Genomic DNA, 12,151 nt, shown 5'->3' on the forward strand with positions numbered 1-12,151 from the left:
CGAGAGCGGGCCGCGCACGCGGAACGCGACCCGCCCCCTCTACCAGGCCCTCCCCCGTCAGGCCCCGGCGTCGAGGTGGTCGAGGTTCGGGCCGCCGTCGGCCGTGGTGGCCGTGAAGCGGACCGTGTTGGCCCCCGCCTGCAACGGCACGGTGAACGTGGCGCCGGCCCACGTCGTCCACGCCCCCGTCCCCGGGAAGTCGCGCGTGAGCGCGGCCGCTCCGTTCACCGTGACCGCCATCGGCCGCGCGGCCGTGGTGCCGTTGGCGTAGCGGAGGGTGAGCGCGGCGTCGCCGGCCCGTGCGGCCGTCACCACGAACTCCACGTACGCCCCCACCGCGTTGTCGGTGTTGACGAAGCCGGTGCCGGAGTAGCCGGCGTGGTTCGACTCCACCACGCCCTGCGCGATCGTCGCGTTCTCGGCCTCGTAACGGGGCACTGCTCCGGCGGGCCGGGCGCGGATGAGGCGCGTCTCGCCCGGCCGCAGCGTGGCGCTGTACGAAGACGCCACCGTCCCCTCGGAGGATCCCGACCACAGGTTCGTGACCTGGGCGGAGCCGCTGAAGCCGACCTGCGACCAGGTGACGCTGACCGTGGAGTTGCCCGACGTGCCGGTGTTGAACAGCGCCACGACGTAGTCGCCGTTCGCCTCCCGCTTGCGCCACACCTGGTTGACGCCGCTGCTCACGATCCGCTGGGCGGCGACCCCGTCCTGGTCGACCGCGATGAGGCGGTCGTTGGTGAGCATGGTCAGGTCGGTCGAGGTGAGGGCGGTCAGATCGCTGCCGAGCAGCAGCGGGCTGGCGGCCATCGCCCACAGCGTGAGGTGGGAGCGGCGCTGGTCGGCGGTGAGGCCGATCTGGTCGCCGTTGCCGATCTCCAGCGAGTCCAGGTCGTTCCAGCCGCCGGGCCCGGCGTACTGCTGCCAGCTCGCGGCCGAGTTGAACCGGCTGGAGACGTGCGACCAGTCGGTCAGCGGGAAGCCGCTGCCGTTGGAGCCGGGGCCGCAGTAGCACTCGACGTCGCCCTGGGTGCGCCAGCTGTTGGCGAGCCGCTTCCAGGTGGCGGCCTGGGCGATGGGCAGGTTGTTGGACAGCGCGAAGTTGATGGGCCGGCCGGTCTGCCGCAGCGCCTTGTCCCACGCCTCGACGTCGGCGACCGTCGTCGCGTCGACCCCGTCGATCTTCAGGTAGTCGACGCCCCACGAGGCCATCTGGTCCGCCCAGGAGTCGATGAACGCCTGCGCGCCCGGGTGGGAGTACGTGAGGCGGTACATGTTCTTGCAGTTGTAGTTCTTGTGCGTCCGCGTGGTGTCGGCGATGTCCTGCGCGTGGTAAGAGGTGCCCTCGACCGGGGTGTTGCGGGTGACGGCGTTCTTGGCGATGCCCGGGGTGACGTAGAAGCCGAACTTCAGCCCCTTGGCGTGCACGTAGTCGGCCAGCGCCTTGATGCCGCCGGGGAACTTGGCGGTGTCGACCGCCCACCGGCCGAACCCGTCCACGGTGAAGCCGTTGGAGTCGCACTTCTGGTAGAAGTCGTCCAGGTTGACGTACACGTAGCCCTTGGCGGCCAGGCCGCTGCTGACCAGGGCGTCGGCCTGCGCCTTCATCTTGGCCTCGTCGGGCTGGCGGCGCACGAAGCTCCAGCTGCTCCAGCCCATGGCGGGCCGGATCGACAGCCCGTTGTCGGAGGCGGCGGCCGGGGCCGCCGGGACGGCGGTCAGCGCGGCGGTGAACAGCACGACCGCCGCCACGGCCGCGCACAGCCTGATCCATCTCACGGGTCCGCTCCTCTCGTTGGGGGGTGGCGGCCCGCCGAGGGGCGGACCGCCGGGGGGACGGCCGGGTCAGCCGGCGGAGGCCGGAGCGGGCCGGGCGTAGGAGCCGCCGATCCACGCCTCGTCCACGCGCAGGCGGGCGACGCCGTGGGTGCTGACCTTCTCCAGCCGCACGTACCGGGCCGTGGTGGCGGGCACGTCGATGAACTGCACGCCGCGCTGGTTCGGCAGCGTGCCGGTCTTGATCGCGCTGCCCCAGGTGGAGCCGTCGGAGCTGACGTACACGCGGTAGGACTTGATCCGCGCCGAGCCGGACGCCGGGTAGGTGGTGGAGTCCTCGCGCTGGTTGAGGCCGATGTAGCGGATCGGCTTGGCGCTGCCGAGGTCGAAGCGGAGCGACACCGGCTCGGCGGAGCCGGCGTCCCAGTAGGTGAGGTGGTCGCGGTCGCCGGCATGGGAGGCCGGGTGGCCGCTCGCGGAGGCGGACGCGGACAGGGTGACGCCCGAGTGGATCCCCTCCCGTCCACTCGAGACCACCTTGAACACCGTGTCGTACGGGTCCCACGAGGAGACGCCGCTGAGCTTCAGCGAGCCGTTGGACTGGGTGAAGGAGACGGCGGCGCCGGTGCGCAGGTTCGTGACGGAGGCGATGCGGTAGCCGTTGTCACGCAGCGACAGCGTGCTCCCGGATGGGCGGGTGAGCACGTGGACGTAGTGCAGGTTCGGGTCGGCGCGGCTGACGGTGGTGACGCCGTGCGCGCCCGAGCTCCAGAAGCCGGGGTCGAGGCCGCCGTTGAGGTAGCCGCCGCCCTCGGTGCCGCCGATCGACTCCCAGATGGCGCCGAGGTAGCCGTCGGCGAAGGTGTTGAACGCCTCCTGCGCGGGCGGCATGCGGCCGGCCTTCATCGGCGTCTCCGCCATGAGGGCCTTGACGGACGAGCCCACGTTCGTGATCAGCCGGCCGAGCGTCAGCCGCCGGTCGACGGCCTGGTCCGACCCGCCGTACCACCAGGGGCCCGCGGTGGGCAGCTTGAAGTCGGCCTCGGTGAGCCGGGGCAGCGCCGTGTAGACCGCCTGCGGGTAGTCGTAGTCCGGCGTCATCCCCGTCTTCTGCTCGTTGCTGATCATGTCCATGATCGGCGTGTCCTCGTTGTTGTTGGACAGCGTCATGTCGGGACGGTCGCGGCGGATCCGCTCGTACAGGCCGTTGCGCTCCCAGTAGGCGTTGTCGTTGTCGATCCAGAAGCCGGCCAGCTTGGGGTAGCGGGCCATCTGCTCGACGAACAGGTCGTAGCTGTACTCGCCGAACCCGTCGCGGGTGTGCAGATCGACGGTGTGCCCCTTGTAGGCGGAGTAGGCGGCCGAGTCGAGCCACGACTGGCCGGAGGACAGGCCCTCGTTCCACCACTGCGGGTCGTCGGTCATGTAGTGGATGACCTTCAGCCCGCGCGCGTCGGCGGCGTCGATCAGCTCCCCGAGGAAGTCCCTGCTCGTCCGGCAGGAGCCGGGGACGCCGGAGGGGTACGGCCGGGCGTAGCCGAGCCGGGAGTGGAAGGTGGCCAGCACGATGTACTGGGTGCGCAGCTTCCTGGCCTCGTCGACCCAGTAGTCGGGTTTCCAGCCTCCGCCGGTGACGGCCGACTCCCAGGCGGAGCAGCTCGTGTGCTGGGGCGAGGTGCGCATGCCCCAGTGCAGGAACAGGCCGCCGACGGCGGATCGCAGGAACGCCTGGCGGGGATGGGTCAGCTCGGCGCGGGCGGTTCCCGCGACCAGGAACGTGAGCAGGAGGACCAGCACGGCGGGTAACGCCAAACGGCGGGATCGGCTCATGGGCGGCTCCTCAGGAGGACGGGGTGAACGATGGGTCGCTGGAGATGGCGACGCGGTCGAGGCGGGCGCCGTCCTCGCGGTAGGCGAAGGTCACGGTGTGGGAGCCGGTCGACAGGTCGTAGGTCACGGGCAGGCGCGCCCAGTGCCAGGAGGAGCCGAGCGGGAGCTCGTTCCAGCTCGTCCACGCGCCGTCGTCGGCGCGCGCCCAGAACGAGTCGTCCTCGCGGGTCGGGGCGATCACCCGGGCCCACACCTGGTACGTGCCCGCGCTCGGCCCCGTGCTCGGCCCCGTGCTCGGCCCCGTGCTCGGCCCCGTGCTCGGCAGGGTGAAGGAGAGCGTGGCGTGACCGGTGGCGGGGGCGCTGGTCTTGGCGTTGTTGCCCGCGGCGACGGTCACGTACGACCCGCCGGAGGCCGCCGGGTCCTGGACGGTCTGCATGGGCGCGGTGACCGTGCCCGCCTCCGCCTCGCCGTACAGGGTGACGCTCTGGCCGGGGATCGGCGTGGAGCCGGTGGCGCGCACCCGCAGCGGGCGGCCGGTCGTGTCGGCGCCGGACACGGCGTAGCCGGTGACGCCGCTGACGCCCACGTCGTAGGCGCTGCCGGAGCCGCGCTGCGCGGTGACGTCGAGGCGGACACCCGAGCCGTCGTCGGCGACGACGGCGGGCCGGTCGTCGTTCCTGCCGGTCCGGAACGCGCTGCCGCCGTCGACGGTCAGCCCCGTGACGTGCCGGGTCCACAGGCCGAAGGCGGGCCGGGTGCCGTAGTCGCGCGGCGGGTAGCTGGTGAGGAACTCGCCGGGCACCCGGCTCGCGTCGGAGGCGGGGTGTCCGCCGGGGACGGTCAGCCGGACGCCGGACAGGGTGATGCCGGGGCCGATGTCGACGGCCGGGGTGCCGGTGATGGTGCTGGTCAGCTCGGAGCCGCCGGTGGTGCCGGACGGCTCGGGCGCGGTGAGGTTCGTGCCGGTCACGTTGGTGAGGTGGATGTCGCGGATGCGGCCGGCGGGCGGCGAGCCGGGGCAGCGCCGACGCTCGCCGATCTTCATGAAGACGGGCGTGGTGGTCCTGGTCAGGGTGATGTTCGTGTAGTGGACGTCCTCGATGGTGGCGCCGTCCATCGAGACCAGGCCGATGCCGGCCTTGCCGGCGCCGAGCACGGTGACGTCGTCGAAGCGGACGTCGCGGAAGTCGCCGCACGTCTCCGAGCCGAACTGCAGGGCGTTGTTCTCGTGGGAGTAGACGACGGAGTTCCGGACGCGGATGTTCTGGCTGGTGTGGGTGGCGCCGAGGGCGTAGTCGCTCTTGAGGACGACGGCGTCGTCGCTCGCCTCGATGCGGCTGTCGGACACGGTGACGTTCCAGCTGTTGATGATGTTCACGCCGTCACGGACGCCCTCGTCGGCGTAGACGGTCTTGAGGTCGTCGATGAGGACGTCGTGGCAGCCGTTGAGCAGCACCATGAAGTGGCCGCCGCGGCGGATCGTGATGCCGGTGACGCTGACGTCGGCACAGCCGGTCAGGGCGATGGCCTTGTTGCCCGCGCCGGAGGGCGGCGAGTTGCTGGTGGACAGGTTGCCGTCGCCGTCGATCGTGCCGGACCCGGTGATGTGGACGTCGGTGACGTCCTGCCCGACCAGCAGCGAGTTGTGGAAGTGGCTGTGGCCGAAGTCCTGGTAGTCGTCGTACGGGTTGGACTCGGGGGCGTCCATGCCGCTGGAGGCGGCGCGGATGGTGGCGCCACTGTCGAGGCGCAGGGTGATGTGGCTCTTGAGGTGGATCGTCCGGGAGCGGTACGTGCCGGACGGGAAGACGACGACGCCGCCCGGGGCGGCGCTCGCCGCGTTGACGGCCCGGTCGATCGCGTCGTCGTCGTTGGTGCTGCCGTTGCCGGTCGCGCCGTAGTCGCGGACGTCGAACTCGGCCGCCGCGTGGGCGGGCGTCGGGGCCAGGGCGGGGAGCGCCGGAAGGAGGAGAGCGAGGGCGAGCAGCCAGGCAGGTGCTCTCCGGGCGGGTGTGCCGCCGCGTCCGGGGAGATTCATGTGACCGCCTTGTACGCGCGCAGGTTCGTCAGCAGCAGATGGCAGTCCTGGAGCGAGCCGGAGGTGTCGCCCAGCGAGCGGTAGATGCCCCACTTCGGGCGGACCCGGTCGCCGAGGAACGTGTCGACGCCGGTCTTGACCGCGTCCACCACCGTGGCGCCGCCCTTGCGGACCACCCAGCGCACCGCGCCGGCGCCGCCGTCACCGATCCTGAGCTCGTAGTCGATGTCGATCCAGGTGTTCTGGAGCGGCGTCAGGTCGGCTCTGCCGACCAGGATGTCCGGCTCGAACACCTTGTGCTCGATGGTCTGCGCACCGTTCACCCGGCGCAGCGAGGTGACGGTGATCGGGCCGGTGCCCGTGCCCGGCATCTTGGTCTGGAAGATGTGGGTGAAGGTGGTGGTCGCCTTGAGGGTGCTCGGGATGTACATCGAATAGGTGACCCGCCACAGCTCCCCGGACTTCCACTTCAGGTAGCCGCCGCTCGTGCGGTTGCCGGTGACCTCCTGGCGCTGCCTGTCGGTGCTGGTGTCGCGGTCGGCCAGGTGCATGGTGAAGCGGTAGTTGTTCCCGTCGGGGCGGATGTGCGGTTGACCCGCGGGGTGTGAGTCGGCGCGGTCGTCCTCGACGGTCTCCCACGCGTTCATGCCGTCCGAGGAAGCCGACGGTGACCACAGGAGCTGCCAGCGCATCCCGGACGGGAGCAGGCCGGCGGCGCGGGCGGCCTCGGCGGCGCGCCCCGGGACGGCGGAGAGGGCGGGGGCGAGGGCGGCGGCGCCGAGGAACGCGCCGAAGCGGCGTCGTGAGAGGTTCATCTGTCCTGCCTCGGTTGATGTCTCGGAGGTGGTTCTGCCGCGGCGGTTACCGGATGTTCGTCCTGCGGATCACGTCCGCCGCGCCGCTGCCGTTGTTGTCGGAGTTGGTGGAGCCGAACCAGATGGCGCTCGCGTTCGGCACCTTCTCCACCGCGCGCAGCCGGCCGTACGTGCCGTTGAAGTACGAGTTGACCGTCGAGACGTTCTCGCCGTTCAGCACGATGCGCCACAGCCGCTGGCCGCGCAGGGCCGCCATGAACACCGTGTCGTTCACGATGGCGATGCCGCTGGGCGAGGCCTCGGAGACGCTCCAGGTGTGCTTGGGGTTGGTCATGCCGGACGTACTGCACGTCCCCTCGCAGGTGGGCCAGCCGTAGTTCTTGCCCGGCTGGATCAGGTTCAGCTCGTCGCGCGAGGAGTTGCCCAGCTCGGAGGACCACAGCCGGCCGGCGGAGTCCCAGGCCAGGCCCTGCGGGTTGCGGTGGCCGTAGCTGTAGACCCGCGTGCCGAACGGGTTGCCGGGCGCGGCGGCGCCGGTCCTGGTGATGCGCAGGATCTTGCCGTTGAGCGAGGCGAGGTCCGGGGCGTTGCTGGACTGCTGGGCGTCGCCGGTCGTGACGTACAGGTAACCGTCGGGGCCGAACCTGATCCGGCCGCCGTTGTGGTACCTGTTCTTGTCGATGCCCTGCAGGATCGAGGTGTAGCCGCCGAGCGCGGTGCCGTTGAAGGTCATCCTCGCCACGCGGTTGCCCTCGGAGGCGGTGTGCATGAAGAACACGTCCTGGTCGGAGGTGCCGTTCCAGGTCTTCGACATGGCCACGCCCATGAGGCCGCCCTCGCCGTCCGTGGTCTGGACGTTGGGGACGGTGCCGACCTGCGTCTTGGCGCCGGCGGCGGTCACCTTGTACACGCGGAAGGTGTCGCGTTCGGTGACGAGGGCGAACGAGCCGTCCGGCGCCCAGGAGACGTCCCACGGCACGTCCCAGCCGCTCGCCACCGTGGTGGGCGTCTGCGGGACGGTGCCGCACGCGCCGGTGGTGAAGCTCGCGGACGCGGCGCTCGGGGTGGAGAGCTGTCCGGCGGTGTCGCGGGCGACGACGTCGAGCTGGTAGGTGTGGTTGCACTCCAGCGGGACCGTCGCGGTGGTGGCCGGCGGAGTGCCGGTGACGGTCTGCAGGACGGCGCCGGCCTGGTCGCGTACGAGGTAGGCGCGCACGCCGCCGTCGTCGGTGGAGGCGGTCCAGGCGACGGTGGCGGAGGTGGGCTGGACCCCGGACACCGTGGGACGGCCTGGCTGCGACGGCGGGTCGTCGGCGGGCGCGGGCAGCGTCCGGCAGTTCGCCTCGGGGCTGCTCGCCGACACGTTCCCGGACGCGTCGCGGGCGAAGACGGAGAGCTGGTAGGCGAAGTCGGGGTTCAGGCCGGTCAGCGTGTACGGCGGGGCGGTCGCGGTGGCGATCTGCGTGCCCTGGTGGAAGATGTCGTAGGCGACCACGCCGATGTCGTCGGTCGAGGCCGGCCAGTCGAGCCGGAGGCTGTTGTGCGTGATGTCGCCGCACACCGGCCGGCCGGGCGGGGTCGGCTTCACGGTGTCGCCGGGGCCGCTCACGCGTAGCCGGTCGAGGTTCGGCCCGCCGCCGGCGGTCGTGGAGGTGGCGCGGACGGTGTTGGCGCCGGCGACGAGGGTGGCGGTGACGCTGATCTCCTGCCACGTCGTCCAGGCGCCGGTGCCGGGGAACGACCGGCTCGCGGCCACCTGGGTGCCGTTGACGGTGACGCTCATCGGGCGGTCGGTGGTGGTGCCGTTGGCGAACCGGAAGGCCAGGGTCTGCGGACCGGCGGTGGCGGCGCTGACGGCGAACTCGACGTACGAGCCGGTCACGTTGTCGTAGTTGACGAAGCCCGAGCCGGTGTAGCCGGCGTGGTTCGACTCGACCACGCCCTGCGCGATGGTGGCGCTCTCGGCCTGGTAGTCGGTGAAGGCGCCGGCCTGCGGTTCGACGTCGAGGTAGTCCCAGTTCGGGTTGCCGCCGGCGGTGGAGGCGGTGGCCCGGACCTTGTTGGCCCCGGCGACCAGCGGGACGGTGAGCGTGGCGGTGGCCCAGGTGTCCCAGTTCGCGGTCGCGGCGAACACCCGGCCGGCGGCCACGACGGTGCCGTTGACGGCGATGTCGCTGGGCCGGTCGGAGGCGGTGCCGTTGGCGTAGCGGAAGGACAGGGTGGCGGTGCCGGCGGCGGGGGCGTCGACGGTCCACTCGGTGAAGGAGCCCGCGACGTTGTCGCCGTTGACGAAGCCGGTGCCGGAGTAGCCGGTGTGGTTGGACTCGACGGCCCCCTGGGAGACGGTGGCGCTCTCGGCCTCGTACCGGGAGGCGGCCGCGGTGACCTTGACGGTCTTGGCCGGCTCGGCTGCCTCGGCCGTGGGCGGCGGCGCGGCGAGGAGTCCGGCGAGGAGGGCTAGCAGGGCGACGGCGGCGGGTCTCCGGGGCCTTCGTAAGATCATGGGGTGCTCCTGCCGAGAGTGAAAGATGGGAGCTTTTCATGGTGTTCCCACAAATAGTCACGACCGTCAACAGATTTCAGATCTTGGAACGCTCCAGCTTTTAGTAAACTTTCCTAATCTAGAGTCAGTGGTTGGAGGATAGACATCCGATGTAATGGGGCTTGAACGAGGAACGGTCGCTGATCCATCGCCCTCCGGGAGCAAAGATGGGATCTGTCTCCGCTGGGATCCGTCGATCGGACGTAAGGTCTTCCCCGGTTGCGGCGGGTTCGTTGCTCATGCGGCCTCACCGGCGAAATGATGCCTGGTGAGACATAGGATGTCTCACCAGGCCGTGGGTCTACTGCTGGTTGGCGGCCGCGGTCGGGCCGGCCGCCGCTCGCCGGGCCGAACGGACCCGGTCCAGGAGGATGAGCGGCACAGCAGCCGCCGCGAGGGCGGCCCCGATCCAGCAGACCGAGGTGAGAGCGGCCCCGCGCATGAGTGAGGCGGCCGCCAGGACGGGGGTGATGCTGATGCCCAGTTGGAACGCCGACACGGTGGTGGCGCCGGCGAGGGTCGGCGCGTCGGCCGCGATGGTGAAGACGCGTCCGTAGACGGCGGGGTTGAGCACGAACGCGGCGACGCCGATCAGGAAGACCGTGGGCACCACCGCCCAGACCTGCTGGATCGCGACCACCAGCACGGCCGAAAGGATCACGATCGCCGACGCTCCGGCGAGAAGTGCGAGGTGAGGGCGCCGGTCGGAGACGCGGCCGCCGATGGACAGACCGGCGAAGGCCCCGACTCCGAAGAGCGCGAGGATCGCCGGGATCCAGACCTCGGGGACGGCGGTGACGCCGGCGAGCATGGCCGCCAGGTGGTTGAACGTGATCATGTACGCCGCGGTGGTCAGGATCGTGATCGCGTAGATGCCCCAGAGCGCCGGTTTCCGCATCGTGGCGAGTTCCCGCGCGACACTCGGCCGGGTGGGCCGGTCAGTGGCTGAGCCGGCGGCGGGGAGTCCGAGGAGGCATCCCATGATCCCGGCGACCGTCAGGGCCACAACAGCCCAGAAGCCGCCGCGCCATTGGATGAAGTGGCTGAGCAGCGTCCCCGCGGGACCGCCGATCACCATGGCCACGCTGAGCCCGCTGACCACGACTCCGGAGGCGCGAGCGTTGCGGTCCGGCGTCACCAGGCTGATCGCGGTCACCGCCGCGACGGCGAAGAAGCCCGCGTAGGCGATGCCCGAAACCGCCCTCGTCAGCAACAGGACCTGGTAGTTCCCGAGCAGCCCGACGACGATGCCGGCCGCGAAGACGCCCTGCGTCGCCACCAGCGCGGTACGGCGGGGCCACCGCAGGCTCAGCACGGCGAAGGGCGGCCCGCCGATCACGACTCCCAGCGCGAACGCGGTGATCAGGAACCCGGCTTCCGAGAGCGTGACGTCCAGATCGGCGGCCACCGCCGGCAGGACGCCGGCCAACAGGAACTCCGCGGTCCCCATCGCGAACAGGCTGAACCCGAGCAGGTACACCCCGGCGGGCAACCTGTCGGAGCGAGCGCTCCGGGACGCCTCCACGGTGACGCCGGCCATCAGATCACCCCCTCGACGCCGAGCCCATGAGACGAGACGGCCGCGGACGGCTCCCGTTCGAGCAGCCGGCCGGTCCTGTTGACGGCGGCGGTGGAGCGCGCCTCCCGCGGCGCCTCCGACATCGATCCGCTCGTTGAATCCGTTGTCGCTTCCATACGGATCACCTCCGCCGCAAGGATCGGAAGATCTGCCCGGAATCAGCAACCTTCGTTGCTGATTCCGGGACGCATGGATTGACTGCCTCCATGAACGAGCAACCGAGCGTCAGCGCCGTGATAGAGCAGATCGCTCCTCGGCTGCGACGCGCCCGTGAGAAGAAGGGCATCAGCCTGGCCGATCTCGCGCGAGCCACCGGCATCTCGACCAGCACGCTGTCCCGGCTGGAGTCGGCTCAGCGCAAGCCGAGCCTCGAACTGCTCCTGCCGATCACCGCGGCGCTGGGCATCCCGCTCGACGAGATCGTCGCCGCACCCCGGATAGTCGATCCGCGCGTGCCGCAGGAGCCCACCAGAAAAGACGGCCGCGTGCTGGTCCCGTTGTCGCGGCAGCAGGGAGAGCCACGCGCGTACAAGATGACCATTCCAGCGCACGACGAAGAGCCCCACCTGCGGACGCACGCGGGCCACGAATGGCTCTACGTGCTGCGCGGACGGCTCCGCGTGAAACTGGGCGATCACGACTTCGTCATGGGAGCCGGCGAGGCAGCCGAGTTCGACTGCCGGATCCCGCACTGGTTCGGCGCCGCCGGGCGCGGCAGCGTCGAAGTGCTCAGCCTCTTCGGCAAGCAGGGCGAACGCATCCACCTCCGCACCGCACGGCGCTGACGCGGGAGCACGTGCCGGCCTGTGAGCCGGGTCGCGCTCGCCCGAGTCAGCCGGGGTTCACGTGCCGGGCGAACCGTACGTCGTCAGGAAGCTCCTGTCCTGCAACAGCTAACGCGTGGCGAAGGCGACGGCTGTGGTCGAGGCGATCAGGGTGGTCACCACCACCATGACCAGCACCGAGCCCAGCGGGCTGCGGCGTTTCTGCGCCGGGGCGGCCTGCTTGCGGGGTGGGTGGAACGCCGCCCGGGTGGGCGTCGGCTCCGGCGTCGGGGACGTGGTGTGGGAGGGCACCGGCGTCTCGGTTCGTACCGTGTGGCGTGCCGGTGCGCGGACCGGGGCCGGACTGTGCGCCGGTGAGCTACGGACCGGGGCCGGGGTCCGGGTGAGGGCGGGGGTGGGGCGGCGGGTCGGCGTGGCCCGGGGCGTGGGGGTGCGGGTCGGGGCCGCCGGCGGTGTGACGGTGGGGGTCGGCCTGACCGTGGGAGCGGGCGCCGCCCGGGGCCGGCGGCACGATCCGATCTCGACGCTGACCACCGGCGGCACGTCCACGCAGATCGGTCCCGGGGGCGGGCCGCAGGAGCCGATGTGCACGACGGCCACCGGCAGGTCGGCGCACACGGCCAGCCCGCCGCCTCCGTGGTCTCCGCCCAGGACGGGCAGCCCGCCGTCTCCGTCGTCGCCGCCCAGGAGGTCCAGCACGCCGCCTCCCTGGTCTTCGTCCTTCAGGGGATCGGCCGCCAGGCGCGCCGCCACCGGCGCGGCGGCCGGCCCGCCGCCGCGCCC

Annotated in this window: 8 protein-coding genes and 1 pseudogene; 1 reads left to right on the top strand and 8 read right to left on the bottom strand. The window is 71.3% G+C overall.

The window, feature by feature from the left end; genetic code table 11:
• Positions 1 to 57 precede the first annotated feature (57 nt).
• The 7 genes from AB0H64_RS18650 to AB0H64_RS18680 all read right to left on the bottom strand — a co-directional run bounded on the left by AB0H64_RS18650 (position 58) and on the right by AB0H64_RS18680 (position 10,666).
• Entirely contained in the window at positions 58 to 1,779 is a 1,722-nt protein-coding gene (locus tag AB0H64_RS18650; protein ID WP_357625707.1) for an alpha-galactosidase, read from the bottom strand.
• Between the two features lie 66 nt (positions 1,780 to 1,845).
• Entirely contained in the window at positions 1,846 to 3,606 is a 1,761-nt protein-coding gene (locus tag AB0H64_RS18655; RefSeq protein ID WP_357625709.1) for a discoidin domain-containing protein, read from the bottom strand.
• Between the two features lie 10 nt (positions 3,607 to 3,616).
• A complete protein-coding gene (locus tag AB0H64_RS18660; protein WP_357625711.1) occupies positions 3,617 to 5,647 on the bottom strand; it encodes a glycosyl hydrolase family 28 protein in 2,031 nt (676 codons plus the stop codon).
• Positions 5,644 to 6,462, bottom strand: coding sequence for a hypothetical protein (locus AB0H64_RS18665; RefSeq protein WP_357625713.1), 819 nt, complete (start codon positions 6,460 to 6,462; stop codon positions 5,644 to 5,646). Before AB0H64_RS18665 ends, AB0H64_RS18660 begins: the two co-directional genes overlap by 4 nt.
• Positions 6,463 to 6,508: 46 nt before the next feature.
• The gene (locus AB0H64_RS18670) at positions 6,509 to 8,965 is read right to left on the bottom strand and encodes a PQQ-dependent sugar dehydrogenase (RefSeq protein ID WP_357625715.1); all 2,457 of its coding nucleotides are present in this window, start codon (positions 8,963 to 8,965) and stop codon (positions 6,509 to 6,511) included.
• A gap of 340 nt (positions 8,966 to 9,305) precedes the next feature.
• Positions 9,306 to 10,544, bottom strand: a complete 1,239-nt coding sequence (locus AB0H64_RS18675) for an MFS transporter (protein WP_357625717.1) — start codon at positions 10,542 to 10,544, stop codon at positions 9,306 to 9,308.
• Positions 10,544 to 10,666: a hypothetical protein gene (locus AB0H64_RS18680; RefSeq protein WP_357625720.1), complete on the bottom strand. Its 123-nt coding sequence runs from the start codon at positions 10,664 to 10,666 to the stop codon at positions 10,544 to 10,546. Before AB0H64_RS18680 ends, AB0H64_RS18675 begins: the two co-directional genes overlap by 1 nt.
• A gap of 123 nt (positions 10,667 to 10,789) precedes the next feature.
• On the opposite strand from AB0H64_RS18680, the gene AB0H64_RS18685 reads away from it, so the two are divergent.
• The gene (locus tag AB0H64_RS18685; protein ID WP_357625723.1) at positions 10,790 to 11,368 is read left to right on the top strand and encodes an XRE family transcriptional regulator; all 579 of its coding nucleotides are present in this window, start codon (positions 10,790 to 10,792) and stop codon (positions 11,366 to 11,368) included.
• A 108-nt stretch (positions 11,369 to 11,476) separates the two neighbouring features.
• Here AB0H64_RS18685 and AB0H64_RS18690 read toward each other — a convergent pair.
• Positions 11,477 to 12,151 (bottom strand): annotated as a pseudogene (locus AB0H64_RS18690) (hypothetical protein); the annotation flags it as partial.

Source organism: Nonomuraea sp. NPDC050733, from assembly GCF_040654215.1.
GTDB lineage: Bacteria > Actinomycetota > Actinomycetes > Streptosporangiales > Streptosporangiaceae > Nonomuraea.

Bases quoted from the DNA above. Each gene is read 5' to 3' on its own strand.
- AB0H64_RS18655 (WP_357625709.1), bottom strand. From the start codon at position 3,606: ATGAGCCGATCCCGCCGTTTGGCGTTACCCGCCGTGCTGGTCCTCCTG.
- AB0H64_RS18660 (WP_357625711.1), bottom strand. From the start codon at position 5,647: ATGAATCTCCCCGGACGCGGCGGCACACCCGCCCGGAGAGCACCTGCC.
- AB0H64_RS18665 (WP_357625713.1), bottom strand. From the start codon at position 6,462: ATGAACCTCTCACGACGCCGCTTCGGCGCGTTCCTCGGCGCCGCCGCC.
- AB0H64_RS18670 (WP_357625715.1), bottom strand. From the start codon at position 8,965: ATGATCTTACGAAGGCCCCGGAGACCCGCCGCCGTCGCCCTGCTAGCC.
- AB0H64_RS18675 (WP_357625717.1), bottom strand. From the start codon at position 10,544: ATGGCCGGCGTCACCGTGGAGGCGTCCCGGAGCGCTCGCTCCGACAGG.
- AB0H64_RS18680 (WP_357625720.1), bottom strand. From the start codon at position 10,666: ATGTCGGAGGCGCCGCGGGAGGCGCGCTCCACCGCCGCCGTCAACAGG.
- AB0H64_RS18685 (WP_357625723.1), top strand. From the start codon at position 10,790: ATGAACGAGCAACCGAGCGTCAGCGCCGTGATAGAGCAGATCGCTCCT.